The organism is Gordonia spumicola (assembly GCF_009932475.1).
GTDB classification, from domain to species: Bacteria; Actinomycetota; Actinomycetes; order Mycobacteriales; family Mycobacteriaceae; genus Gordonia; species Gordonia spumicola.
Genome location: NZ_BJOV01000005.1, coordinates 854,868 through 881,280 on the forward strand (window position 1 = coordinate 854,868; position 26,413 = coordinate 881,280).

The 26,413-nt window shown below is 67.6% G+C and carries 21 protein-coding genes; 9 read left to right on the forward strand and 12 right to left on the reverse strand.

Annotation, left to right across the window (positions count from 1 at the left end; translation table 11 throughout):
• The first annotated feature begins 2 nt into the window (after nt 1-2).
• Entirely contained in the window at nt 3-1,880 is a 1,878-nt protein-coding gene (gene dxs, locus GYB83_RS15285) for a 1-deoxy-D-xylulose-5-phosphate synthase (protein WP_161896287.1), read from the forward strand.
• Nucleotides 1,881-1,890: 10 nt separating this feature from the next.
• Here dxs and GYB83_RS15290 read toward each other — a convergent pair whose 3' ends face one another.
• Nucleotides 1,891-3,096: an HRDC domain-containing protein gene (locus tag GYB83_RS15290; RefSeq protein WP_228461510.1), complete on the reverse strand. Its 1,206-nt coding sequence runs from the start codon at nt 3,094-3,096 to the stop codon at nt 1,891-1,893.
• A gap of 3 nt (nt 3,097-3,099) precedes the next feature.
• Nucleotides 3,100-3,732: a DUF3000 domain-containing protein gene (locus GYB83_RS15295; RefSeq protein WP_161896288.1), complete on the reverse strand. Its 633-nt coding sequence runs from the start codon at nt 3,730-3,732 to the stop codon at nt 3,100-3,102.
• Between the two features lie 163 nt (nt 3,733-3,895).
• On the opposite strand from GYB83_RS15295, the gene hemE reads away from it, so the two are divergent.
• The 7 genes from hemE to GYB83_RS15330 all read left to right on the forward strand — a co-directional run bounded on the left by hemE (nt 3,896) and on the right by GYB83_RS15330 (nt 11,738).
• A complete protein-coding gene (gene hemE / locus GYB83_RS15300) occupies nt 3,896-4,921 on the forward strand; it encodes a uroporphyrinogen decarboxylase (protein ID WP_161897534.1) in 1,026 nt (341 codons plus the stop codon).
• A 4-nt stretch (nt 4,922-4,925) separates the two neighbouring features.
• The gene (locus GYB83_RS15305) at nt 4,926-6,302 is read left to right on the forward strand and encodes an FAD-dependent oxidoreductase (protein ID WP_161896289.1); all 1,377 of its coding nucleotides are present in this window, start codon (nt 4,926-4,928) and stop codon (nt 6,300-6,302) included.
• A gap of 23 nt (nt 6,303-6,325) precedes the next feature.
• On the forward strand, nt 6,326-7,021 hold the full coding sequence (gene hemQ, locus GYB83_RS15310) for a hydrogen peroxide-dependent heme synthase (protein WP_161896290.1): 696 nt from the start codon (nt 6,326-6,328) through the stop codon (nt 7,019-7,021).
• An 88-nt stretch (nt 7,022-7,109) separates the two neighbouring features.
• A complete protein-coding gene (locus tag GYB83_RS15315) occupies nt 7,110-8,393 on the forward strand; it encodes a D-arabinono-1,4-lactone oxidase (RefSeq protein ID WP_161896291.1) in 1,284 nt (427 codons plus the stop codon).
• On the forward strand, nt 8,393-9,565 hold the full coding sequence (locus GYB83_RS15320; RefSeq protein ID WP_161896292.1) for an MFS transporter: 1,173 nt from the start codon (nt 8,393-8,395) through the stop codon (nt 9,563-9,565). Before GYB83_RS15315 ends, GYB83_RS15320 begins: the two co-directional genes overlap by 1 nt.
• Nucleotides 9,558-10,775 carry an alanine racemase gene (locus GYB83_RS15325; protein ID WP_161896293.1) on the forward strand — a complete coding sequence of 406 codons (1,218 nt, stop codon included), beginning with the start codon at nt 9,558-9,560 and terminating at the stop codon, nt 10,773-10,775. The genes GYB83_RS15320 and GYB83_RS15325 overlap by 8 nt, the downstream gene beginning before the upstream one ends.
• A 33-nt stretch (nt 10,776-10,808) precedes the next feature.
• On the forward strand, nt 10,809-11,738 hold the full coding sequence (locus tag GYB83_RS15330) for a LysR family transcriptional regulator (RefSeq protein WP_161896294.1): 930 nt from the start codon (nt 10,809-10,811) through the stop codon (nt 11,736-11,738).
• A gap of 9 nt (nt 11,739-11,747) precedes the next feature.
• Here GYB83_RS15330 and msrB read toward each other — a convergent pair whose 3' ends face one another.
• Genes msrB through GYB83_RS15350 form a run of 4 tightly spaced genes read right to left on the reverse strand, consistent with a single transcriptional unit; the run spans nt 11,748 to nt 15,730 of the window.
• Complete coding sequence (gene msrB, locus GYB83_RS15335; RefSeq protein ID WP_161896295.1) at nt 11,748-12,149, reverse strand: peptide-methionine (R)-S-oxide reductase MsrB; 402 nt, start codon at nt 12,147-12,149, stop codon at nt 11,748-11,750.
• A gap of 17 nt (nt 12,150-12,166) precedes the next feature.
• Nucleotides 12,167-13,393, reverse strand: a complete 1,227-nt coding sequence (locus GYB83_RS15340; protein ID WP_161896296.1) for a glycosyltransferase family 87 protein — start codon at nt 13,391-13,393, stop codon at nt 12,167-12,169.
• 26 nt (nt 13,394-13,419) lie between these two features.
• The gene (locus GYB83_RS15345) at nt 13,420-14,991 is read right to left on the reverse strand and encodes an alpha/beta fold hydrolase (RefSeq protein WP_161896297.1); all 1,572 of its coding nucleotides are present in this window, start codon (nt 14,989-14,991) and stop codon (nt 13,420-13,422) included.
• A gap of 10 nt (nt 14,992-15,001) precedes the next feature.
• Nucleotides 15,002-15,730 (reverse strand): dihydrofolate reductase family protein, encoded by a 729-nt coding sequence (locus GYB83_RS15350; RefSeq protein WP_228461512.1) that lies wholly within the window; start codon nt 15,728-15,730, stop codon nt 15,002-15,004.
• Nucleotides 15,731-15,774: 44 nt separating this feature from the next.
• Between GYB83_RS15350 and zapE the strand changes: the two genes are divergently transcribed.
• Nucleotides 15,775-16,794 (forward strand): cell division protein ZapE, encoded by a 1,020-nt coding sequence (gene zapE, locus GYB83_RS15355; protein ID WP_161896299.1) that lies wholly within the window; start codon nt 15,775-15,777, stop codon nt 16,792-16,794.
• A 1-nt stretch (nt 16,795) separates the two neighbouring features.
• On the opposite strand, the gene GYB83_RS15360 is transcribed toward zapE, so the two are convergent.
• From GYB83_RS15360 to GYB83_RS15385, 6 genes are all read right to left on the reverse strand, one after another.
• Complete coding sequence (locus GYB83_RS15360) at nt 16,796-17,362, reverse strand: GNAT family N-acetyltransferase (RefSeq protein ID WP_161896300.1); 567 nt, start codon at nt 17,360-17,362, stop codon at nt 16,796-16,798.
• Between the two features lie 20 nt (nt 17,363-17,382).
• Nucleotides 17,383-20,754: a DUF499 family protein gene (locus tag GYB83_RS15365; RefSeq protein WP_161896301.1), complete on the reverse strand. Its 3,372-nt coding sequence runs from the start codon at nt 20,752-20,754 to the stop codon at nt 17,383-17,385.
• Nucleotides 20,755-20,897: 143 nt separating this feature from the next.
• Nucleotides 20,898-21,485, reverse strand: a complete 588-nt coding sequence (locus tag GYB83_RS15370; RefSeq protein WP_228461751.1) for a nucleotidyl transferase AbiEii/AbiGii toxin family protein — start codon at nt 21,483-21,485, stop codon at nt 20,898-20,900.
• Between the two features lie 166 nt (nt 21,486-21,651).
• Entirely contained in the window at nt 21,652-23,043 is a 1,392-nt protein-coding gene (locus GYB83_RS15375; RefSeq protein WP_040520992.1) for an IS1380 family transposase, read from the reverse strand.
• A 228-nt stretch (nt 23,044-23,271) separates the two neighbouring features.
• Nucleotides 23,272-23,493 (reverse strand): hypothetical protein, encoded by a 222-nt coding sequence (locus tag GYB83_RS15380; RefSeq protein WP_161896303.1) that lies wholly within the window; start codon nt 23,491-23,493, stop codon nt 23,272-23,274.
• A gap of 53 nt (nt 23,494-23,546) precedes the next feature.
• Nucleotides 23,547-26,318 carry a DUF1156 domain-containing protein gene (locus tag GYB83_RS15385; protein WP_161896304.1) on the reverse strand — a complete coding sequence of 924 codons (2,772 nt, stop codon included), beginning with the start codon at nt 26,316-26,318 and terminating at the stop codon, nt 23,547-23,549.
• Nucleotides 26,319-26,413: the final 95 nt, after the last annotated feature.

Genomic DNA, 26,413 nt, shown 5'->3' on the forward strand with positions numbered 1-26,413 from the left:
CGATGGGTGTGCTGGATCGAGTCGATTCGCCTGCGGACGTTCGGGCTCTCGCGCCCGCCGACCTCGACGGGCTGGCGGCGGAGATCCGGGAGTTCCTCATCGAGAAGGTCGCCGCCACGGGCGGCCACCTCGGGCCGAACCTCGGCGTCGTCGAGCTGACCTTGGCGATCCACCGGGTGTTCGAGTCCCCGACCGATCCGATCCTGTTCGACACCGGCCACCAGTGCTACGTCCACAAGATCGTCACCGGGCGCAAGAACCGATTCGACACGCTCCGTCAGCGCGACGGCCTCACCGGCTATCAGGACCGCGCCGAGAGTCCCCACGACTGGATCGAGTCGTCCCACGCGTCGGCCGCGCTGTCGAACGCGGACGGGCTGTCGAAGGCGTTCGAGCTCACCGATCAGGACCGGACGGTCGTCGCGGTGGTCGGCGACGGCGCGCTCACCGGCGGCATGTGTTGGGAGGCGCTCAACAACATCGCCGACGGGCGTCGGCAGGTGGTGATCGTCGTCAACGACAACGGGCGGTCGTACGCCCCGACCATCGGCGGCCTCGCCAAGAACCTCTCGGCGCTGCGGCTGCAGCCCGGGTACGAGCGTTTCCTCGTCGGCGGGCGGCAGGCGCTGCGCAGCATCCCGGTCGTCGGCGACGCCACCTACGCCGTGCTGCACGGCATGAAGAGCGGTGTGAAAGACCTCGTGTCGCCGCAGGCCATGTTCGCCGACCTCGGACTCAAGTACGTCGGCCCGGTCGACGGGCACGACGTCCACGCGATGGAGGACGCGCTTCGCCGCGCGAAGGCGTTCGGCGGACCGGTCATCGTCCACGCCGTCACCCGTAAGGGCAACGGCTACGCGCCCGCGGAGAACGACGAGGCGGAGCAGATGCACGCCACCGGCAAGATGGACCCGGCCACCGGCAAGGCGACGTCCGCGCCGACCCAGGACTGGACGTCGGTGTTCTCGTCGGCGCTCGTCGCCGAGGGCGCCGCGCGTCCCGAGGTCGTCGCGATCACCGCGGCGATGCCCGGTCCGACAGGCCTCGCCGCGTTCGGCGAGCAGTATCCGGACCGCATGTTCGACGTCGGCATCGCCGAGCAGCACGGGATGACGTCGGCGGCCGGTCTGGCGCTCGGCGGCCTGCACCCGGTGCTCGCCATCTACGCGACCTTCCTCAACCGCGCCTTCGATCAGCTCTTGATGGACGTCGCGCTCCTGAAGCTTCCGATGACCCTCGTCCTCGACCGTGCAGGCATCACGGGTCCGGACGGCCCGAGCCATCACGGCATGTGGGACCTGTCGCTGATGTCGCTGGTCCCCGGGCTGAAGGTGGCCGCGCCCCGTGACGTGATCCGCGTGCGGGAGGAACTGTCCGAGGCGCTCGACACCGCGGACGGTCCGACCGCGGTCCGCTATTCGAAGGGCGCGGTGCCCGCCGACATCCCGGCGCTCGCGCGGCTGGACGACGGCGTCGACGTCCTCGCGGGCGATCGCGACGGGGGAGCCGACGTGCTGATCGTCGGAGTCGGATCGTTCGCCCAGCTGGCGCTCGACACCGCGGCCGGACTGTCCGGCCACGCGGTCAGCGCGACCGTCGTCGACCCTCGGTGGGTACTGCCGGTCGCCGACTCGATCGTCGAGCTCGCCCGGAGTCACCGCCTCGTCGTGACGTTGGAGGACGGTGGAGTGCAGGGCGGTGTCGGAGCGGCCGTGAGCCGGGCGCTGTCGGACGCCGGAGTCCTCGTCCCGGTCCTGCAGCGGGGCGTCCCGCAGCAGTTCGTGACGCACTCGACGCGGGAGGAGCTCCTCGCCGACTTCGGTCTCGTCGCCGACGACCTCGCCGAGTCGATCGCGAAGTCGTTCGCGGGCCTGGCCTGATCGACGTCCGCTACGCGAGAGCGTCGGTGATGGTCTGTGCGGTGAGCTCGATCTGCCAGGGGCGCGCGCCGAGTTCGGCGAGGCGGTCGGCGACCGTGGAGCCGCGGCGGACTCCGTCCCAGCACAGGTCGCGGACAACGTTCGGGGACATCAGGTTCTCGGTGGGGATCCCGATCGTCTCGGACAGTTCCTTCAACGCCGGTCGGACTGCTTTCGCGCGAGCCGCGGGCACCGGATGTTTGGGTTCCCAGCGGTTGATCGGCGGAATCCCGACCTGCGGCGCGCGCTTGGCGGGCAGGTCGGCGTCCGGCAGCGACTGGGCACGGCGGATGGCGCGCATCCACGTGTCGGCCTGACGCCGCTGACGGGGGCCGGAGAACGTCGGGAGCTTCGTCAGGTCGGCGGTGGTGCGCGGGGCCGCTGCGGCCGCCGTCACGATCGCCGAATCGGGGAGCACGCGGCCCGGTGCGATGTCGCGGCGTCGCGCGACCTCTTCCCGTTCGTTCCACAGCTCGCGGACCACGGCGAACTGACGGACCGTCTTCAGGCTCTGCATGTTCGACGTCCGACGCCACCGTTCGGGTTTCGGTTCGGGCGCCGGGCGCGCCAGGACAGCCGTGAACTCCTGTGCCGCCCACGTGTCGCGGCCCGCTTCGCGCAGGGCGGCGGAGACGGCGTCGCGCAGTTCGACGAGGACCTCGACGTCGAGCGCCGCATAGTTGAGCCAGTCGTCCGGCAGCGGGCGGCGCGACCAGTCGGCCGCCCCGTGCCCTTTCGCGAGCCCGAGATGCAGGAACTCGGCGACCATCGCCGCGAGGTTCACCTTGGGGACGTTGAGGAGTCGGCCTGCGAGTTCGGTGTCGAACACGTTGTCGCAGACGAACCCGAGTTCACGCAGGCACGGCAGGTCCTGGTCGGCGGCGTGGAGGATCCACTGCGGGCCGGTGAGGACGTCGACGACCGGTCCGAGCGCCTCCGGATGCTCGATCGGGTCGAGCAGGAAGCTGCCCGACCCGGTGCGGCGCAACTGGATGAGATAGGCGCGCTGCGAGTAGCGGAATCCGCTGGCGCGCTCGGTGTCGACGGCGATCGGCCCCGTGCCCGCGGCGAGCCGCGCGGCGACGGCCGCGAACTCGTCCGGCGTCGTCATCACGTCGGGAACACCGTCGCGGGGACAGGGGAGCGGGGTGACCGACTCGTTCGGCTCGACGCTCACGCCTCAGACCGAGCCGAGTGCGGACACGCCCGACGGCGGCAGACCCGCCACGTACGCGAGGACCTCGCAGAACGCTTCGAGGTGGACGGCGAGGTCGCCGCTGGTGGCGGTCCAGGACGCGCGGAGTTCCAGCTGATGCGACTCCGGGGGGCCGGCGATGTCGCCGTAGCGGACGGACGTCGTCGCGGTGACGGTCCCGCCGAGGGCGCGGACGGCCGGGACGTCGCTGCCGAACGGCGGTGTCGACTCGGTCGCGCCGTCGTCGATGCCGAGCGACTCCGACAGCCAGCTCCACGCGACGTGCGGAAGCATGGGGTCGGCGGCCAACGCCTCCTCGACCTCGGCCTGGATGAAGGCGACGAGTCGGAACGTCCCGTTCCACGCCTCCTGGCCCTCCGGGTCGTAGAGGAGGACGAGGCGTCCGAACGAACTGCCTGCCGAATCGGTCGGGACGAGCGCCGCGTCGATGTCGTCGGGCTGGCGGACTTCGACGCCGAGGGCGTAGCTGTACGGTGCGAGACGCTGCGGCGGTCGGATGGCGCCGACCTCGATCTCCGAGCGGACGGTCGCCGCATGCAACGACTGCACGGCGTCGCGGAACTCGGCAGGCTCCGTCGGGGCTCCAGAAGTGGTCACGGCCGCCACAGTAGGCCGCGACACGCCGCAGATCACGGAGGCGCGCCGAGTGGTGAAGGCTGAGACGCGCCCCATCTATGGCGGGGTGTGACCCGGTCGAATGGGCCGGTGATGGCACAGTGAAGGCATGACTATCGTGCGCGCCCGCAGATCCGCATCCGACATGCCGTTGATCGCGGCGGCGACCGGACGGGTGCCCGCACGTCGTCCCGTGTGGTTCATGCGGCAGGCGGGCCGGTCGTTGCCCGAGTACCGAGCCATCCGCGCGGACCGCGGAATGCTCGAATCGTGCTTCGACCCCGAACTGGTCTGCGAGATCACGATGCAGCCGGTGCGTCGCCACGACACCGATGCCGCGATCCTGTTCTCCGACATCGTCGTGCCGCTCAAAGCCGCGGGCGTCGACCTGGACATCGTGCCCGGCACCGGTCCGGTGATCGCGTCGCCGATCCGTACCGCGGCCGACGTCGCCGCGTTGCCCCGGCTGGAGCCGGAGGCCGTCGGCGCCGTCACCGCGGCCATCGGACTGCTTCTCGAGGAACTGCCTCCGACGGTGTCGCTGATCGGTTTCGCGGGCGCACCGTTCACGCTGGCGTCGTACCTCATCGAGGGCGGGCCGAGCCGCACCTATGAGCACACCAAGGCGATGATGCTCGCCGAACCCGACCTGTGGCACGCGTTGATGGGACGGCTCGCCGATCTGACGATCGCGTTCCTGCGCGCCCAGATCGCCGCGGGCGTCGACGCCGTCCAACTGTTCGACTCGTGGGCCGGCACCCTCTCCGAGAGCGCGTACGAGGCGTTCGTCGCGCCGCATTCGACGCGGGTGATGGCCGAGATCGAGCAGTTCGGCGTCCCGCGCATCCACTTCGGCGTCGGCACAGGTGAACTCCTCGGCGCCATGACGCGTGTCGGCACCGACGTCATCGGCGTCGACTGGCGGACCCCGCTGGACGTGGCCGCGGAACGTGTCGGACGCTCGGTCGCGATCCAGGGCAACCTCGATCCGACGGTGCTGCTCGCCGGACCGGAAGCGGTGCGTCGCGAACTGACCCGCATCATCGCCGAAGGTGACCGCGCCGTCGCCGCGGGCACCCCCGGTCACATCGTCAACCTCGGTCACGGCGTGCTGCCGAACACCGACGCCGATGCGATCACGCACGCCGTCGAACTGATCCACACCCTCTGATCCGATGGGCGGGGACGTGCGCGTAGCGGTCGTCGGGGCGGGCGTCTCGGGGCTCACCGCGGCCTACGAGTTGCGGCGGATCCTCGGCGGCGACGCCCGGATCGACGTGCTCGCCGACGACGTCGAACCGGGCGGGCTCCTGGCGACTCGTGCCGTCGGTCCGACGACGCTCGACGTCGGCGCGGAGGCGTTCATCGTCCGCCGCCCGGAGGCATTGGCGCTGGTCACGGAACTGGGGCTCGCCGATCAGGTCGTGTCGCCGGGGCCGTCGCGTCCCGCGATCTGGTCGGCGGGACGTCTCACCGACCTGCCGAGCCCAGCGCTGATGGGGATCCCCTCGACCCCCGAGGCGGTACGCGACCTGCTCGACGCCGACGAGCGAAGGTTCGTCGAGTCCGAACCGGACCGCCCGATGGCCTGGACTCCCGGCTCGGACGTGAGTGTCGGCGACCTGGTCGGGGACAGGTTCGGTCCCGCCGTCGTCGCCCGCAGCCTGGACCCGATGCTGGGCGGGGTGTACTCGGCACGCGCGCGCGATCTCGGGCTCCGCGAGACCATTCCGGCACTCGCCGCGGCACTCGACGCCGGAGCGTCGTCGTTGACCGAAGCGGTGCGCCGCGTCGGGGCGCGCGCGACCGGTTCGGGCCCCGTGTTCGGGGCCCTCCGCGGCGGCTACCGGACCCTCGTCGACGCCCTCGTCGCGGCCGCTCGCGCGGACATCCGCGCGCCGGTCGCGGTCCGATCGGTGACAAGGGCCGGAGACGGGTTCGGGCTCGACGGCATCGGCGACTACGACGCCGTCGTGATCGCCACCCCCGTCTGGACCGCGGGTCGGCTGCTCGCCGACGTCGCTCCGGAATCGGCCGCGGTCTTCGCGGGAGTGCGGGCGGCGGGGTCGGCGGTCGTGGCGTTCGCCGTCGACGGACGTTCGCCCCTGCCGCCGCATTCGGGCGTGCTCGTGGCATCGGACGCCGACCTGTCGATCAAGGCGATCACTCTCAGCAGCCGCAAATGGCCACACCTGCGACCCGAACCGGGCGGGGTGTCGCTCCTGCGGACGTCGTTCGGCCGTCTCGGCGAACCCGTCGTGGGCGCCGACGCCGACCTCATCGCCCGTGCGCGGGCCGACCTCGACACCGTCTTCGCGGCGGTCGGACTGCCTGCCCCGGAGATCGTCGACGCGCTCGTCCAGCGGTGGCCGACCGGGCTGCCGCACTACGCGCCCGGTCATCTCGCGGCGATGGCGGACGCCGTCTCACGCCTGCCCACGGGCGTCGCAGTCGCGGGCTCCGGATACCGCGGAGTGGGTGTGCCCGCCTGCATCGGCACCGCCCGCGACGCGGCCGCCGGGGTGGCCCGCGACCTGCGCGCCGCCGGCTGACCGCGCGGTGGCACGATGGACGCATGAGCCGCTTGGATTACGCAGAGATCAACTCCACCATCCGCTATCTGATGTTCTCGGTGTTCACCGTCCGAGCCGGGGAACTCCCCACCGATCGCACCGAAGCGGCCGCTGACTTCGAACGGTTCCTCTCCGAGGTCGCCGAGACCGGAGTGGTCGTGCGCGGCGTCTACGACGTCGCGGGCATGCGCGGCGACTCCGATTTCATGTTCTGGTGGCACGCCGAGACCATCGAACAGCTGCAGGCCGCGTACTCGACCTTCCGTCGCACGACGATCCTCGGCCGCGCGAGCGACCCGTTCTGGAGTGGAGCCGCGCTGCACCGGCCCGCGGAGTTCAACAAGAGCCACATCCCCGCGTTCATGGCGGGCGAGGACGCCGGAAACTACGTGTGCGTGTACCCGTTCGTCCGCTCGTTCGAGTGGTATCTGCTCCCTGACCAGGAGCGACGGACGATGCTCGCCGACCACGGCAAGGCCGCCCGCGACTACAAGGACGTCCGAGCCAACACCGTGCCCGCCTTCGCTCTCGGCGACTACGAGTGGATTCTCGCATTCGAGGCGCCCGAACTCGACCGCATCGTCGACCTCATGCGCGATCTGCGTGCCACCGAAGCCCGCATGCACGTCCGCGTCGAGATCCCGTTCTTCACCGGCCCCCGCGTGGAGCCCGCGAAGCTCGTCAACGCCCTGCCGTGACACTCGCCCGACTCACAACAGAACTGTTGTGAGTCGAGTGCCATAATTGTGTTTCACAACACATGTGCCCAGGTACGAGACTTGTCTCATGTGGAGCAACTGGACAGGCGACGAATCCTGTAACCCTTCGACATTCTCACGACCGACATCCGTTGACGAGGTGTCGCGGCTCGTCACCGATGCGGCGAGTCGCGGCGAAGGGGTGCGGGTCGTCGGGGCCGGGCATTCCTTCGGCGACAACGTTCTGACCGACGGCACGCTCCTGTCGCTCGACAATCTCTCCGGACTTCACCATGTGGATCCCACGACGGGGCTGGTTCGGATCGGCGCGGGTACCCGGCTTCACGAGCTCAGCCGCCTGCTCGACGAGCACGGCCTGGCGATGCCCAACCTCGGCGACATCAACGTCCAGAGCGCCGCGGGCGCGATCTCGACGGCGACGCACGGTACCGGCCGCAACCTCGGCAACCTGGCGACGACGGTCGAGTCGATCGAACTCGTGAAAGCCGACGGCTCGATCGTCGAACTGGACTCCGGCGACGACCTGCGAGCGGCCCGCGTCAGTGTCGGCGCGCTCGGTGTCATCACCGCCTACACGCTGCGGACCGTGCCGTCGTTCCGGTTGCATCTGCAGCGCGAGAAGATCCCCCTCACCCAAGTGCTCGCCGAGCTCGATGAGCGTGTGGACAGCAACGATCACTTCGAGTTCTTCGCCTTCCCGCACGCACGCGACGCGTTGACGAAGACGACGAACCGAACGGAGGAGCCCGCGAACCCGTCGGGTCGCATCGTGGAGTACTTCAATGAAGTCATCGTCGAGAATCACGTCCTGGGCGCACTGAGCACTATGGGTCGGCGATGGCCGTCGCAGATTCCGCGCTTGAATCGCGCGGTCACCGCTCTCGCGTCATCGGGCAGCCTCATCGACGCGAGCCATCGGGTGTTCTCCAGCCCGCGGTTGGTCCGGATCACCGAGACCGAATGGGCCGTGCCCCGAGAGGCGTGTGCCGATCTCGTCCGCGAGATCCAGGCCGAGACGGACAGGCAGGGATTCGCTGTCAACATTCCCTTCGAAGTCCGGTTCGTGGCCGCCGACGACGCATCGCTGTTGAGTCCGTCCTTCGGACGGGAGACGGCGTACGTCGCGGTGCACATGTACGAAGGCATGCCGTGGAAGCCGTATTTCGAGACCGTTCAGCGCATCGCGGGTGAGTACGGCGGCCGTCCGCACTGGGGCAAACGGCATTCACTGAGCGCCGCGGACTTGGCCGGTCGCTACCCGGAGTGGGACACGTTCCAGGAGGTCAGGCGCGCCTACGACCCGGACGGCGTGTTCGCCAACGATCACATCCGTCGAATCTTCGGTGCCTGATGAGGAGCCGATGGGGAGCGGTCGCCGCGTATGCGCTCGTCGCCGCGTCGACCCAATTGCTGTGGCTGACCTTCGCGCCCATCACCACCGACGCCGCCGATCACTACGGTGTCTCGACGGGTGCGATCGGATGGCTGGCGAACGTGTTTCCGCTGCTCTACGTCGTGTTGGCGATCCCGGCGGGCATGGCACTCGACAGGTCGTTCCGGGCGGCACTGATCGTCGGCGCGGTGCTGACGGCCGCCGGTGGACTCGTTCGTCTCATCGGTGACCAGTACACGACCGTCCTTGTCGGACAGCTGCTGATCGCCGTTGCGCAGCCGTTCGTCCTCAACGCGATCACCAGGGTCGCAGGCGGCTACCTCGCCGAGGAGGACAGGCCCAAGGGCATCGCACTCGGCTCGGCGGGCACGTTCGCCGGCATGCTCGCCGCATTCGTGACGGGCAGCATGATGGACCTCCACACATTGCTGGTTGTTCAAGCCGTCGTCGCGGTCGTGTCGGCCGCGGCCCTCGCCGTCACGTTGCGGAAGCCGGGCCCGTTCGCTCATGCGTCCGAGACCTCCGGACTCACCGCGTTCCGCTCCACCTGGCGCGACCCCTTCGTCCGCCGCCTGTGCGCACTCGTCTTCGTCCCGTTCGGCGCCTTCATCTCCCTTACGACCTGGACCGAGGCGCTGCTCGACCCCGCCGGTGTGTCGGCGGACCAGGCAGGCCTCATCTTGACGGCCAACGTCCTCGCGGGCGTCGTCGGTTCGGTGGTGATTCCCGTGTGGGCGACGAAGCGCCGCCGTGAACTCTGGGCGATTCTCGTGGCAGTGGCCGTCACCGCGGCCTCGTGCCTCGCACTGGCGGTCGCTCCCGGATTCGCTCTCGCAGTCCTGGTGTTCACCGTCTTCGGCTTCCTGCTTCTGCCCGCACTGCCTATCGTTCTCGAACTGTCCGAACGCCGAGTCGGCGCCAGCGAGGGCGCGGCCGCGAGCCTCATCTGGCTCGCGGGCAACCTCGGCGGACTCGTCGTCTCGGGCGTCGTCGGCGCCCTCGTCGACCACCCGGCGCCCGCATTCGTGCTGATGGCCGTCGTCGTGCTCGCCGCGATTCCGATGCTGCGCATGCTGCGGTCGGACGTCGACGCACTCCCGGCCGTGACCTCAGGAGGAGAACATGTCTGAGCTCGATCTGGAGACCGTCACCGCGTCGTCGGGAGTCGGGTACAGCCGATTGGCCCGCGCCACCGCCGACCTGGAACCGCCGTTCGCAGTCGTCGACCTCGGCGCGTTGAAGGCCAATGCGGATTCGCTGGTCGCCCGCGCGGGCGGCAAGCCGGTCCGGTTGGCGTCCAAGTCGGTGCGGTGCCGCGCGATCTCGAGTGCGGTGCTGGCCCGCCCCGGATTCCGCGGCGTCCTCGCCCTCACCCTCGCCGAGGCGCTGTGGTTGGCGTCCGAGGTCGAGGACGTGGTCGTCGGTTATCCGACGGCCGATCTCGCGTCGCTGCGCACGCTCGCCGCGGACCCGGACCTGCTCGCGAGGGTGACCCTCATGGTCGACGACGTCGCCCAACTCGACCTGATCGAGCACGCGACCGGAGACGGACCGCCGATCAGGGTCTGCATCGACCTCGACGCGTCGTTGCGCCTGCTGGAGGGGCGTGTGCACCTCGGAGTGCGTCGATCGCCCGTGCACTCGGCCGACGACGCTGCCGCGCTGGCCCGCCGGATCGTCGCGCGGCCCCGATTCGCACTCGTCGGACTGATGGCGTACGAGGGACAGATCGCCGGGGTCGGCGACAACGCCGGGTCGATGGTGAACCGACTCCAGATCCGCGGCATGCAGATGGCGTCGGCGATGGAACTGCGTAGGCGTCGCGCGGCAGTGGTGGCCGCGGTCCGCGAGATCGCCGACCTCGAGTTCGTCAACGGCGGGGGAACGGGGAGCATCGAACGCACGGTCTCCGAACCCGCAGTCACCGAGGTGGCGGCGGGATCGGGTCTCTACTGTCCGACGTTGTTCGACAAGTACCGCGGGTTCCGCCCGCAGCCGGCCGCGTTCTACGTGCAGTCGGTGGTCCGCACACCGAGCCCCGAGTACGTCACCGTCCTCGGCGGCGGCTGGGTCGCCAGCGGCGCGGTCGGAGCCGAGAAGCTGCCGACGCCGTCGTGGCCGATAGATGTGTCGCTGATCTCGATCGAGGGGGCGGGTGAAGCGCAGACGCCCCTGCACGGGCCCGGGGTCGCCGCGCTCGATGTCGGCGACCGGGTGTGGTTCCGCCACGCCAAGGCGGGCGAACTGTGCGAGCGCGTCAACGAACTGCACCTGGTCGACGGTGATCGGGTGATCGCCACCGTGCCGACGTACCGGGGCGAAGGCCGGGCGTTCCTGTGAGCGGCGCGGAGCTTGCCTTACGATCCATCCATCATGGATCTGCACACCCGCAAGCTTCGCGCGTTCGTCGTCCTCGCCGAGGAACTGAACTTCAGCAGGGCCGCGGGCAGGCTGTTCCTCGCCCAACAGGCCCTGTCCCGGGTGATTCGGGAGATCGAGGACGAGGTCGGCGCGACTCTGTTCACCCGAACGACGCGCAAGGTGGAACTGACTCCGGCGGGGGAGGTGTTTCGAGACGGTGCACTCGCCGCCCTCGCGGCGCTCGACCGCGCGTCGGCGGAGGCTCGTCGCCGGGAACACACGGTCTCGGGCGTCCTGCATCTCGGCCACACCGTTGGTGCCGCTCTCGAACTCACCGCACCGATACTGAGTGAGTTCGCGTCCCGGTATCCCGACGTCGAGGTGCGCTCGCACGAGTATCCCCTCGACGAGCCCGACTCCGGACTGATCAGCGGAGCCGCCGACGTCTCGATCATCCGCCTGCCCGATTCGACGCCAGACGTGGACACGGTGCCGCTGTTCACCGAGCCGCTCGTCGCTCTCGTCGCGACGAGCCACCGGCTCTCCGGCCGCGTGTCGGTCCGGGCCGCCGAACTCCTCGACGATCCCGTCACGCTGAGCGAACTCGAAGATCCGGCCCGCCGCGACTTCTGGTCCCTGGGCGGCTTCCGCGGACCCGAGTCACCGGCGACCGTCGTGACTGTCGGATCGGTGACCGAGGAGTTGCAGATCGTCGCGTCGGGCCGGGCGATCTCGATCACGGCCGCCGCGGCCACGCGGTTCATGCCGTTTCCCGGGGTCGAGTACCTGCCGATCACCGACGCACCGCGGTCCGTCGTCGCGCTGGCCTGGGTCGGCGGTGCGACGCCGCTCGTCGCCCACTTCGTCGAGACGGCACTGGCCGTCCGCGATCGGGAGACCGACCTCGTCAGCGCGATCGAACACCCGCACGTGCGGTCGTGAGTCGGTCGATCAGTCGGTGGACAGTGTCAGACTGATCGAGTTGATGCAGTAGCGGAGATCGGTGGGAGTGTCGTAGCCCTCACCGGCGAAGACGTGGCCCAGGTGGCTGTGGCAGTTGGCGCACAAGACCTCGGTACGACGCATGCCGAGCGAGTCGTCGTGGCGTTCGATGATCGCCTCGCCCGCGAGCGGGGAGAAGAACGACGGCCAGCCGCAGTGCGAGTCGAACTTGGTCTCGCTGCGGAACAGTTCGGCCCCGCACGCCCGGCACGAGTAGACGCCGACGTCCTTGGTGTCGGTGTACTCGCCGACGAACGGCGCCTCGGTCCCCGCTTGGCGGAGCACGCGGAACTCCGCGGGGTTGAGGCGTTCGCGCCAGTCGGCGTCGGTGAGCTTGCTGAAGTCGGTCATGGACCCCAGGGTAGCCGTCAGGCCGTGACCGGGGGCGCCGCCTGAGCGACGTTGTCGAGGCTGTCGACGTCGGCTCGCCGCATGTCGAGGTACCGGAACAGCAGCGAGCAGAACACGGCGATCATCAGCAGCGACCATCCCCAGGTCACCTTGCCGTATTCGAGGTAGCGACCGAACGGCTCCCACTCCTTGGACACCCAGACGTCGAATGTCATGCAGCCGTACACGCCGAGCCACGCAGGCCAGTTCCGCACGGCCGAGCCGGGCCGGAAGACCGTCATGAGAAGCGGGAACAGGAGCATCGAGTAGTAGCCCTGGCCGAGCGACCCGACGAGGAAGAACGTGCCGAGCAGGATGCCCGACGACGTCGCGAGCCACAGCAGTTCGTCGCTGCGCCGGTAATAGCGGTACAGGAACCACAGTCCGAAGATCGCCATCGCGACGAACGCGATGCGCAGCAGCAGGATCAACCAGCTGCCGATGCCCAGGTACTCGCCCATGCCGGTGATGGAACTGTTGTAGTAGTCACGCGATTCGCCCAGGTAGGGGACGGTCCGCTTGACGAAGTCCATCGGGTCGTTCGACAGCGGCCATGCGGCGATGTTCAGCAGCAGCGGGATGCCGACGGCGGTGATCAGGATCTTCCACTGGCGGTTCATGAGCACCAGAAGCAGGAGGACGCCGAGGATCGGCTTCACCGACAGCGTCAGACCGATGAACACACCCGCCCACAGGTCGTGACGTTTGAGCATCAGCATCATGAACGCGACCATGCCGAGCAGCACGAACCCGTTGAAGTTGGTGAAGATCAGGGTGTGGGCGACGGTCTCGGTGCTGTAGAAGAAGAACACGAGAGCCGGGAACACCCACGAGCGGTGGTCGAAGCCGAACAGCCGCACCAGCAGATACGCGCACACGATGAGGACGACGGCGCTGATCCCGATGAACCACCAGCGGGCCGTCTGCGGATCGAGGATCGCCAGCGGCGACATCAGCAGGGTGCCCGACGGCGGGTACAGGTAGTGCGGGTCGACCGTCGCGTAGTTCTCGTTGTAGACCGGTCGCTGGTTCAGGAACGACAGCGCCGCGTTGTAGACCGGCGTGAAGTCGTCGGTCCGGTGCCCGTTGACGCCGAGGATCAGCGAACGGTGAATCACCATCAGCACGCTGATCGGCCACAGGATCAGATTCCCGATGCGCGACGGATCGACGCGCAGGTACAGGTAACGGTCTACAACAGTCACCCGCGAAGCGTACTAGATGGCCTGCGTCACGCCGGGCAGGAGCGTTGCGTCGGCGCTGCGAGCGGGGCGTCGCCCATGTAGTCGCGCACGATGTCGGCGGCGCAACCGCTGTGCGCGAGGACCGAGAAGCCGAGTCCGTCCCAGGTGACGGACGTCGGGTTGGTCTTGGTGCCCGCGAGGGTGGCGGTGAGGGTGTCGACGATGTCGGCGCCGTTGAACGGGTCGTTGTCGCCGACGAGGACCAGAGGATCGACGGGCAGTCCGTCCGGTGCTCCGGGAGCGTCCGTTCCGCCCCACCCGTCGCAGGCGGCGATCTGCAGGACCGCGGTGGTCGCCGTCGCCCGGGCGTCGTCCGACCAGTCCTCGGCGAGACCGGACAACTCCTGCAGGCCGGGACGCCCGCGGAGATCGTTGCAGCGTCCGACGAGACGGCCGTCGGAGCCGCGCACTGCCGCGGCGGCGGTGACATATGTCTTGAGGGCCGAGGTGTCGCCGTGGTCGGCGTTCGCGATCGCGGTGCCGAGCTTGCGCATGCCGTCGGGCGACATGTCGCCGACGGCGATGGCGGTCGTGACCGCGTCGAGCACCTCGACGTCGGAGATTCCGCCGAGGTCGCCGGACGCTCCGGCTCCGATGACGCGCGTGAGCATCGCCGCCCCGTCGGAGCCGAGCGCGCATCCGGCGCCCGCGCACCGCTGCGCGAAGGTTGTGAGGGTCTTCTGGACGCCGCGTGCGCGGGCGGCGGTCTGCTCGCGGGCCGCGACGTTGTAGCCGGTCGGGGAGTCGAGGATGAGGCGTCCGACGTGATCGTCGTGGGCCGCGGCGTACCGCAGTGCCACCGACGATCCGTCGCCGATTCCCAGCAGTGCGATCCGGTCGACGTTCCAGCGACTCCGCAGGCCCTCGATGTCCGCGGCCGCGGCGTCGATGGAGTAGTTCAGTTGATTGGGGCTCAACGCGTCCGAACAGAGGTCGGCGCCCGCTCGGGCGGCGGTGCCGACCGCGGTGATGCGGGCGTCCAGGTCCCGACCGTCGCCCGCTGCCCCCGATCCGATCACTGTGCGTTGCGCCGAGGACAGGCAGTCGACGGTCGCGCCCAGGCCTGTCCCGCGGAAATCGACGGCGACGACGGGCTGGCGGTCGAGGAGCACCTTGCCGTCTCCGCTCGCGAGGGCGAGGAGGGTGCGTGAACTGGGCAGATCCGTGCCGCTGGTCAGGACGAGCGGAGGTGCGTCGGCCGGGGTGGTCTTCGTCGTGGCCTTCATGACGCCGATGGAGATGGAGTCGTCGGACGACCCGCCGGGGTCGGCCGGGACGTCGTACCGCGCGCAGACGACCGTCACCCCGGACGGGGCCGCCATGTCGTACGCCTTGCTGATCGCGGAGTCGCACGAACGCCAGTTGAGGTCGCCCGTCGGGACGGACAGCTCGGGTTGGCGCGGAGCCGTGTCCTGGTCGCCGCCGGGATTGTCGCCGCGGACGATGTTCGGTCCGGTGTCCGGGCCGACCGAGCAGCCCGCCGTCAGCGCACCGACCGTCGTGAGCGCGGTGACCGTCAGAACGGAGGCGGCGAGTCGGGCGCGGAGGGTCGACGGCATAGTCGCGAGCCTAGTCGGCTCGTTGGATGCGCGACCACAAGGAGTAGAGGTAGCCGTCGTCGTCGCCGAGCTGACGCAGCAGTCGCATCGGATACGGCAGGCGGTGGGGCAGCGGCAGGTCCTGATCGGGGAGCGGGATCGACGAACCATGCGCGATGCGGGGGGCGTCGCCGAGACCGAGGGTGGGGCTGGTGGTCACGATCATCTCGTCGAGGGCGCCCGCGGCCGCGAACGACGCGTGCAGGCGCGGGCCGCCCTCGAGGTCGATGCGTCGCACGCCGCGGGCGGCGAGCGCGTCTACGAGCGCACGCGGATCGAGGTCGGTGTCGCCGCAGTCGAACAGGGTGGCGCCCGCGCCTTCGAGGCGTCGCCGAGCGGCCGCAGGCGCCGACGCGCAGGTCGCGATCAGGACGCGGGGATGCGTGGCGGGCAGGTAGTCGACAGAGATGTCGAGGGACCGTGACGCGAGGATGAGGATCGGACCGTCGTCGTCGGCGGGAGCCTTGTAGTCCTCGGTGATCGCGGTCCGCGCACCGACGACGACGGCGTCCGACAGCGTCCGCATCAGCAGGAACACGCGGCGGTCGCCGTCCCCGCCGAGGAGTCCGGACTTCCCGTCGACGGTCGCGGCGCCGTCGATCGTGGAGATGAAGGTCGATCGGACGACAGGCGACGGCGATTCGGGGTAGGCGAGCAGCTCCGGCAGATCGGAAGCTGTGACATCAGTCGCTTTCTGCATGAGGAACATGAGTCCATCATGTACCCCCTGGATACCCTTATCGGATGTTGGCACGACTGAGCGACCGGAATCCCGTCCTGGCGCCCGACCAGTTGATCGGTGAGATGGTTCCGCCGAGGATGTTCGACGACGTCAGTTTCGACTCGTACATCCCCGATCCGAACGAACCCAGTCAGGCGGCCGCGGTCGCCGCGGCCCGCGACTTCGTGGCGCGCGCCTCGAAGGTCCGCGCGGGGGCCAAGAAGAAGGGGCTGTTCCGCAAGGCGTCGACGCCCGCGGGCATCGGTCTGTACCTGGACGGCGGCTTCGGCGTCGGCAAGACACACCTCCTCGCGTCGGTCTACCACTCGATGCCCGGCCCCAAGGCGTTCGCGACGTTCGGCGAGGTCACCAACGTGGTCGGCGCCCTCGGCTACATCGACGCGCTCGACCGCCTGGCCGATCACAGCGTCCTGTGCATCGACGAGTTCGAGCTCGACGATCCGGGCGACACGATGGTCGTCTCCCGGCTGCTCACCGAACTCGTCGCGCGCGGCGTGTCGATCGTCGCCACGTCGAACACTCTCCCCGGCCAGCTCGGTGAGGGTCGCTTCGCCGCGCAGGACTTCCTCCGCGAGATCCAGAAGCTGTCGTCGATCTTCGAGACCATCCGCGTCGACGGCCCCGACTACCGCCACCGCGATCTGCCGCCCGCCCCCGAACCCGCGACCGACGAGCAGCTCGTCGCGCACGCCGAGTCCGTCGACGGGGCCACGCTCGACTCGTTCGACGATCTGGTCGCACATCTCGCGAAGCTGCATCCGTCGAAGTACAAGTCGCTCGTCGACGGTGTGACGTTGGTCTGCATCGAGGGCGTCCGTCCGGCGTCCGACCAGGCGGTCGCCCTGCGGCTCGTCGCGTTCGCGGACCGCCTGTACGACGCCGAGATCCCGGTGAGCGTGTCGGGTGTGAAGCTCGACGAGATCTTCACCCCCGAGATGGTCGCTGGCGGCTACCGCAAGAAGTACCTGCGTGCCACGTCGCGTCTCCTCGCACTGTCGCGTTTCGCCGAGGCCGACGCCTGAGTCAGACCGTCCGTCCCATGACGTGGTCGTGTTCGACGACCCCGTTCATGTCGAAGGTCTTGGTCCCGATCTGGGCGAAGCCCATCTTGCGGTAGTACTTCTGGGCGCGTCGGTTCTCGTCGTTGACGCCGAGCCACGCGTAGGCGGCGCCGCGCGCGTTCGCCGCCTCGATTGCGGCGTCCATCAGTGCGTGTGCTGGTTTGGCCTCGCCGCGTGATGCGTGGTGGTCGGGCAGGACGTACATCTTGGACACCTCGGCCGCCGTCTCCGGGTCGACGCCCGCCGATGTCAGAGCGCCGTTCACGTCCTGGTCGGTCGGCGCACGGTGAACGAGCAGCGCGTAGCCGATCACGGTGCCCGCGTCGTCGCGCGCCACGATCACGTCACGATCGTCGTCGTCGATGTACTCGACGAAACGCTGCGTCGACAGATTCGCGGCGATGTGTGCCGCGATGTTCTCGGGCGTCGAGTGCGACGGGCAGGCGAGAGGGAACGTTTCCGCGGCGACGGCCGCCACCGCGGCCGCTTCCTCAGGGTCGACGACGGTCTCGATGATCACCGTGCCCATTCTGCCAGTCGTGCATGACCTCAGTCCGTCTCGAACTCGGCGGGCGCGAAGCCGAGGGTGTTGGCGTTCTCGGAGACTGTGCGACGCGTGAAGTCGCTGAACCCGTCCGCGCTGGTGGCGCTGACGTCGAGGCGGATCTCCAGTCGGCTGTCCTTCTGCAGGTGAGTGAGGACTTCGGCGAGGATCTCGTTGAAGTGCTTCGCGGGGAAGGTCGGGTCGAGTTCGATCGAACCGTAGAAGCGGCGCTTGACGTCTGTCGGCACGGCGACGACGCCGCGGTCGGCCCCGTCCCTACCTCCCGTGCTCGTGTTCGTGGTCCCGGTATCGCTGCGCTCTGCGCCGCCGCCGTTCTCCTCGATCTCTCGCGTCCGCTGATCGGCCGCGAGGTGGGGCTTGACGACCAGCGTGCTGTCGGAGATGTGGAGGGTCGCCTCGTCGGTCGGGAGATGGAGTCCGACGTACTGGCCGGTCGTGACGTCGTAGCCGTCGGCGAAGGCGAATCCGTACTGCTGCCAGGTGATGGTGTCGGCGGTGACCGAGTACAGCCCGTTGATCAGAACGTCTCGGTTCTTCAGTCGTGGCAGGTACGGGTACGTGCCGTACAGGCGGAGGAGCTGATCCACGCTGATGTGACCCGACTCCCACGCGGCGGCGAGTTTGTCGGTGAGGTCCATCGCGATGGGCCCGGATGCACGTGTGAGGGTGACGATGTCGGTGCCGAGCTTGTCGCCGGTGCGGCCGTAGAGGTCGAGCGAACTCCCCGTCACGGACGTGGTCTCCATGCGGAACGTCGACTCCACGCCGTACGACTGCTCGGGGTACAGCGCCCAGACGAAGGTCTCCAGGATGCGGGCGTCGACGATCTCGTCGGACGTTCCTCGGCGTTCGACCGCCTGTCTGGTCTGTTGACCTCCGAGGCCGAGGTCGTCCGCGCTGTCGGCGACGTGCTTCCAGGCGAGGTAGTTGCGGGCGGCGTCGTCGAGCTCGCGGGCACGCTTCTCGTCGGCGGCCAGGAAGACGATCGAGTTCTTGAAGGTGCGGATGGCGTTGCCCCGCGACCCGATGAGATTCTGGGCCCACGGAACGGCGGTCTTCTCACCGCTGCGGGCGGTGTGCGTGTAGGCGAGCGGGACGACGACCAGACGCGCGTCGGTCTCGTCGGGGACGTCGGCGCTGTCCGGGAACACATGAATGCCTGCGAACACCTTGTCGGCGGTCGTGCGTCGTTTCGCGGTCAGTCGGCGTTCCACCTCGGCCCACACGTCGGCGTCGTTCAGGCCGGCGGCGTAGTCGCGCGCGGCGCGAGTGATGTTGGCCTGGGTGTCGTACCAGTAGCGGTTCGACTCCGTGTACAGGTAGGTCGACGCCCCGGTGAGCGCATCGAGGGACGAGTGGAAGTTGCCGGGAACGTCGCCGGGCAATGCCGTTCCGAGGAAGATGCGAGCCTTCTCCGCACCCTTGTGCGCGGAGTGGAGTCCGGGCGTCGCGTCCATGAAGACCGCTCGCGCGAGGCGCTGAGAGACGCCGCGTTTGCCGAACAGTTCGTTGTCCTTGTCAACGCGGTAGGGAACCGATTCGGTGCCCGCGACGTCGGTTGTGACGATCGCCTTGAACTCGTCGCCGAGGTACTTGGTGATCTCGGAGACCACGTCGGCCTCGCCGAGCGGGACCGTGCCCGGAAGGATCAACGCATTCGGATCCTGTGTGCGCCACAGTGTTCCGACCACCCGGTTCATCAGTTGGAGGACGCCGCGGGTGCGCTGGAAGCGTTCGAGCGTCGACCAGTCCTGATACAGACGGTCGAAGAGTTCGGGGTGGATAGGGTAGCACTGTTTGATGCGGTCGATGTATGCGCTGTCGCGGACCTCGGCCGGGAAGTCGTTGTGATAGGTGCGGTAGAACTCGACCGTCGTCTTCGCGATGTTGTTGATCTGCGCGGTGGCCGCGGCGTCGGGTGCGCTGAAGATCCGGCGGCGGACGATCTCGAAGCTCTCGTGCGCGTTCGCCGGCTGCCACTGGTCGGCGGTGCGTGCGACGACGTGCTTCAGTCGGCCGAGGGCCTCTCGGCCGTACTCGCCGCCGACTTCCTCGTCGTTCACGTCGTCGGCGTCGCCGGACTGACCGGCCGACGCCGGGATCGAGATGACCACCTGGATGCCGGGTGTCGCGCGCGCCGCTTCGGTGAGGGTCTGCGCGAAAGTGAACTGGGTGTCGAAGTCGCCTGCGGGCAGGTCCGTCGCGTTGACGAGCTGGCGTGCGTAGGCGACCCATTCGTCGATGAGGATCACCGCGGGGGAATAGGCCTCGAACAGCTCGCGCAGTGACGATCCGGGATTGGTCGACGACCGGTCGGCGGCCTCGACGATCTCGTAGGCATCCCGTCCGCCGAGCTGCCAGGCGAGTTCGCCCCACATGGTGCGGATGTTCGGGCGGCCGTCCTCGTCGTTCTCGCGGCCGGGGACCATCTGGTTGCCGACGAGCGCGACGCGTCGGACACCGTGGGGAAGCTCGTCGAGGGGCTTGGCGAGTGCCGCGACGTCGTCGCCGAAGGTCGAGCTCTTCTCGCCCGACGCCAGATGCCACAGGGCGAGCATCGAGTGGGTCTTGCCTCCGCCGAAGTTGGTCTGGAGATTCACCACCGGCGACGCGTTCTGGTCGCCGGTGAGTCGTGCGACGTTGCGGCCGATCAGGTCGCGCAGTCCTTCGGTGAGGTAAGTGCGGCCGAAGAACTCGGCGGGGTCGGTGTACTCGGTCTTGTGGGTGCCGCTCTTGTTGGCGACCGTGTAGAGGTCGGCGGCGAACTCGGCGGCGTTGAACTGGTCGCTCTGGATGTCCTTGTGAGGTGAGATCACCTCTCGCCACGACGGGAGGTTGTCCGAGCCTGCCTGCAGGCTCGGCTGTTTGCGCGCGGCCCGATCATCGGCCTGACGTGCGCCGAGGGCTCGAACGTCGTCGCGGAGTTTGGCGACGGTGTTGGCCTCGTCCGTCGCATCGATGGCGCGCAGGAAGCGGTGGATGGTGTCGAGGTCGTAGGTGGCGTCGTCGTTGTTGAACGGCTCGTGGTGATAGAGCTTGTTGCGGACTTCGAGAAGCTGGGTAGCTCGGCCGACGTCGGTGCGGGACAGTCGTTTGCTGATAGGGTCCCAGCCCCGCTTGAACTTGTAGGGGATGCCGTCGGTGACCATGCGCAGGCTGTCGTACGGGTCGTGTGCGCTGTACGTCTTCGCGGCGTGTCCGTTCTGCGACTTCACCGCGCGCAGGATCTCGATCCACCCGCCGTCGAAACCGGTGGCCGCGAGCTCGACGCCGACGGTCGCGTCGAGGAACCGATTCATCGCGGGGCCGAGCAGCTCGAACGCTGAGTTGATCCGGTCACGATTGCTGGTACCCACAGGCTCTCCTCACATATTGCACAACACGTTGTGCGAGCTATGTGAACACTAGCCTCCCCCTCTGACACGTCGCACTGACCCCGGCTCGTCGAGCGCAGTCGAGACGCCCGACGGCGCGACGTGACCTCAGAGCCGCAGACGCTTCAGTCCAGGCTCGCCATGAGCGTTCCAAGACGACGGACGAGTTCGTCGTCAGAAACCGTCATGCGGAGGATTTCTCTACAGTGTCGTCGATAGTCGCTGTTGCCTGTCAGGAGGTCAACGGCGGAGTGCAGCGCGCGGCGGATTGTTGATCCATACGCAACTTCGGCCTTTGCGATACCTCGGGCCAACATCGTTCCGTCAGGTGAGATCATCGCGAGGTCGATCACATCGCGACTGGCGACCGATCGATCGGCCCATCGATCGTCGTTGGCGAGAACTTTGGTGGCGACGGCGTCGAGCGGCGTCAAAGTCGCTGTGTCGATCACCGAGTCGTTCGGACCGGGTTCGTCGAGAGCGATTCGTCCTTCGTGGATGATTTCGAACTTGACCGGGGTGCCGTCGACTGCCACGGCGCCGCGAATGCCGTAGCGGTCGGTCCTGGCCGTGCGCACGATTCTCACTTGCCTGTCGAACAAAGTGGAGAGTCCGTCGGTCGCGACTAGAGCACGGATGGTCCTATAGTCATTCAGCGATGACACGAGGAAGTCGATGTCGTTCGACTCCCGGTATTCGCCGTTAGCCTCGATCTTTCATCCGGTGCCTATCCCTGCCTGAGCGGTTCGGATTGATTGCGGCAGGGCTGATTTTGCGGTTCGGGTACGACAGGCTGGCCGGTTGCCGCCGGATCACGGCCGGGTTTCACGGGCCCGGAGGGTGTCTTTCAGGTCGTTCGGATACGTCAGGACACGCTGGTCACGTGCTGTTCGGGTAGCCGTCGAGACGATCGAGCCCGGCGATCAGCAGACCGGTGTACTTGGCACGGGCATCGAACCGCAGCCGTCGCTGACGGGCGTGCCGAGCGATCCGAGCCGCGATCGCGAACAACCGAAGACGCAATGTCTTCAACTCCCACGTGCGGGCATCAGTGCTGGTCAACGCCAGCATCTGCATCCACGCGTTCAGATCGATCGCCAACGCTACGATCGAGGTCCACACCTGGTTCTGCGCGAACGAGAACAACGGAAGGTTCAACAGCCCGCAGTCTTTGCCCTGCCGGATCCGATCCTCGCACCGGGCGCGTCGGCGGTGCCGTAGTTCCAGATCAGCCAGCTGCCCGCGCGTGGTATTCGTGGCGAACGCGGTCAATCGCCACCCGTTGCGGTCAGTGATCCGCAGCTGTGCACCGGGATGGGGTTTCTCCCGCCGCACGATCACCCGCATCCCCGGCGGCCACCCCGACAGGTCGATCACTCCGGTCAACTCGGCGACGTCGGCGCCGTCTCGCTGCTCGCGGTCGCTGTTGTAGGCCGGAGTCCATGCCTTCTTCGGGAGTCGGTCGATGATCTCACCCAACCGGGCATCGAGACCGAATCCGACCGAGTACGAGACTCGCTGTTTGTGCAGGTAGTCGAGGAAGTCGTGAGTGGCGCCGGCCGAGTCGGTACGGATCAGGATCTTGCGGCCGGGACGCGGTGGTAGGTCGGGGATCTGCGCCAACGACTGCTGGGTGGTGGTGATGTGGTCGGTGGCGGTGTTCGATCCGGCATTGCCTGGTCGTAGCAGGATCGTTCCGGCTTCTCCGGTCGCGCCGGGCCCGTGGTCGATGAACGCGGTCATCGGATGAAAACCGTAGCCGCCCTTGTAGTTTCCCGCCGCTGACTGCTTGTCCGAGTGTGCGGTGACCAGGGTTGCGTCGAGGTCGATGACCAGTGGGTTCTTCGCCGAAATCCCGTGGTTCGGAGCAGCAGGACCGGCCAACGCCCACACCCGTGCCCGGGTCGCTGCTCGAGCCGCAGCGATCGCCGACAACGCCTGGACCGGCGAGGCGGCCAGCGTTGAGATCAGGCGGGAGACGGTCGGGTCGGAGGCGACGTGGCCGAACGTGTCGGGTTGTTCGCGGATGGTGGCGATGTCGGCGAGGCAGTCGCCGCCGGCGACCAGTGCGACGGCGAGGTCGGCGATGATCTTGCCCGGATCATGGACTGCGGAGGGCGTGCGCCACGGCGCGAGTGCGGTCGACAACTCGGCCGCGAGGCCGCTGACCTCGACTGTTCGGGTCAACAGGATGGTTCCGGCGTGGGACACGAGGTTCTCGCCGTCGCCGGTGGCGCGGATGTGTGGGTAGAACACGGTAGAGTTACTCACCAGAAAGGTGCTCCCTCGCTCTGACGTAATCGGACTGTCGCAAGAACGATTATCGCAGGTGAGAGCACCTTTCTTCATGCATCAGGGTCGGCGAGTCGAATTCACCGATGAAAGAACCAGGTTAGCGAGAACCAGTGCGGTGCCGCCACCGAAGTAGCAGTGATGTGCGCGCGGTAGTCGCTGTCGAGGGCGGCGAGGATGTCCGCGATCCGGCGATGGTGCTCGCGCTCAAACAAGGAACACGCCATTCCCGCAGGTGTCGACGAGTTCTTGAATGAACGCTGCCTCGTCGGCGGTCAGTTTCTCCTGCTCGACGTACCGCCAATTGCGTTCGTAGACGGAGAGTGCCTCGTCCCACGTGAGGCGAGCATCCGGGGCGAATTGCCAACACAGTGTCGTGAGCTGGGGGAACTCGCTCACGAGCACAGTGTTCATCGTCTTCGCCTTCATCGACTCAGTTGAGCTGGGATCCCTTCGAGTCTACGACGTGACGGCCAACGGGGTCAGAAGTCAAGTTCCGCCTGTTGCCCGCCGACGGTCCGCGCTTGGCGCGCGATCTCGTGCCATGCGGCGCCGAGGCCGTTGAAGCTGTTGGCGAGCGACGTCGACTTGCGGTCCTCGGCGAGCTTGAACAGCAGCGACGCGAGTTCACGGCAGAGGTCGGTGTCGATGGACGACGGCACGCGCGCCAGGAGTTGTGCGGCACTCGGGATTCCCTCGCTGTCGAGGACGCGGACGAGGTGCATCACCACCTCCCATTCGCTGATTGAGGTGTCGGTGGACGGGTCGTAGTCGGCCGGCATCGCGGTCGGCGCGATGAGTGTGAGCTTGCCGCCGCCCTTCGTGAGAATCCCCGAGCGTTCGAGGGCGTCGAGTGAGATGCCGCGCGCATTGGCGATGTTCTCCGCATCGCCGAACACTCCGGTCTCGAAGCCGTTCTGGCGGAACCAGGTGAGCGCAAAACGGGTGGGGCCATCGAAGTCGTTTTCGAGCTCCCCGAGCACCTCGTCGAGAATCACGTTGATCCGTTCGAGCGCGGTGCGGACTGTCATCTTGGAGCCGGAGTCTTCGAGCACGGCGCTGTACTCGGAGAAGATCGCCATACCCGGACCGATAGCCGCCTGAGGGAGATCGACCGGCGCGATCGAACCCTGCTGCAGCTCGCGGAGTTTGTTCGGCAGTTCGCTTCGAAGGCGAGCCAGGAACCCTCGTCGGTCGATGCGGGGTGCGGTGTCGGGGCGCGGTCGGAGGGCCAGGACGATCGATGATGCGAGGGCGTTTGTGCCTTGGCTGAGCATGCGATTGCCGAGCTCAGATCGCATCGGCCAGGTCGCGGTGATCTGCCAGCCTGATCTGATCATGCCTTCGAGCAGCGTTTCCCAGCCGGTTGACGCCTGGCCGGACTTCTCGGCGTCCTGTTGTTTGAACGCGTAGTAGACGGTGATCGGGAAGTTGTCATAGGCGTTCTCTCTGGCCCTCCTGAACACCTCGCGGAAGCCGTCCTCGAAGAACTCGTGCGCACCGTCCTTTCCGCCGTGGCGGTACGGGTTCGCGACGAGTTCTTCCTCCTTGGGGACCAGCATCGTCGACAGAATCGACGGATGGACGTCCTTCAATGAACGCCGAAGCCAGACGTAGAAGAAGTCCGACAGGTCGGAGTAGCCGATGTTGTCGTAGTAGGGAGGGTCGGTAGAGATCAATGCTGAGCCCGCGATGGTGTGTTCGGCATTTCCTTGCCTCACCACGCCGCGGCCTTCGGCCGGGGTTCGGAGTAGAGAGTCGGAAACCCACTTCACATCGGCCACGAAGTCTCCGCCCGAACCTCCCCAAGGGTTAGATTCGGCATAGTCCCACGACATGGGCAGTGCTTGTCGTGCGAAGACGCTTCGGACCGCTTCCATCTTCGGAGACGAGTCCCAGGAGCAGATTGTTGAGGCCTTGTTGGTGACTCGACTGATCGCCATGCCGAGGAAGGTGGCGACAGCATCGGCGTAGGCCTCGGCACCGAGGCCGCCGTCGTCGAGGCGGGTGGTGTCGCTCGGGAGTCCGGCCGCGAGGGCGTCGCGTGCGATGATTTCGCGTGCTTCGCCGACGAGGTCGCTGAACGTCGTCAGTGCCGTGAGCTGGCGTGCAGTGAAGAGGTCGGAGTACTCGAGCATTCCGTAGGCTTGAACGCGGAAGCCTAGAGCCTGGTCCGGCAGTGTGCCCCGAGGTGCCGGGGGTCTTGGGCAGGCTGCTGCCGATGAGTGTTCGCTAGTCGGCGCAAGGTACGTACGACTCCGATGTCCTTCTGCCGCAGTCGCGATCAGTGTGGAATCCATTCGCCCTGCTTTCGCCTCGGCTCGGATGTACTTGAGCTCCACTGCGGTTCCGCATCGAATGCACGTGGCTCCATTCCGATCGACTGTGCCGTCAGACTCCTTGGTCGGTGCCGATGCCAGGTCGTGCCCGATTTCGTAGCGAACCGTCTTGCCTTCCACGACGGGAACGACGTACGCCTCCTTGCCCTGCTTCTTCCCAAGCCACCACGAGCGGACAAGAGGCATGGTGATCTGGCATTCGGGGTTCGGGCACGTCACGGTACGGGCCCAGATCCACGCGATGACCGTTGCCTCGGAACCGTCGGGCAGCGTTGCCTTGGGATAGAGGTGGCCGATTCGCTTCTCGGCTTCGTCACGCATCCACTGGCCGTAGCGGCGGACGTCCTCCGCGAGACCGGTGGCGCGAGGCCAATCCTGGATGGTCTCCTCGGCGGCACCGGGAAACACCGGCTTCTGGCCGGCGAACTTCGGCGGGATCTCGATGAGCGCCTTGTTGATGAGGACCGCGACCGGGTTGAGATCGGATGCGTGGGCCTCAAGACCGAGTCGTTGAGCTTCGAGGGGAATCGTGCCGCCGCCGGCGAACGGGTCGAGGATCGGGGGTGGGTTGCCGTCGGTCGATTCAAGGATCTTCTGATGGGCCTTAGCAAGTAGTCTCTCGTCGTTGGAGTTCTCCCACACCACGAGCTGTTCCATCAAATCGAACAGACTCTTGCGCTCGGCGTTCTGTTCGGCCTCGGTTGGGTAGAGGTCAGGCCGCGACTCCGGATCATCGACCAGCTGGGCGAACAGGACCGCTCGAGCGGCAGCGAGCGGGCGGCGTGCCCACCAGAGGTGCAGCGTCGACGGGTGTCCGTGGCGGATCGACTTCTCGCGTGCCGATTCCTCATTGATCTTCTGCAGCGGGATGCTGACCTCGATCAACTTTCGACGAACAACTTGTTGTGCAGTCATGGACGCGCGTACCCCTTGGGTCTGATTGCGGAGAGGTGAACACATCAGCGTCGCACATCGTGGTGTGCAAAGTGCGCGAGGGGTGATTCTGTGCG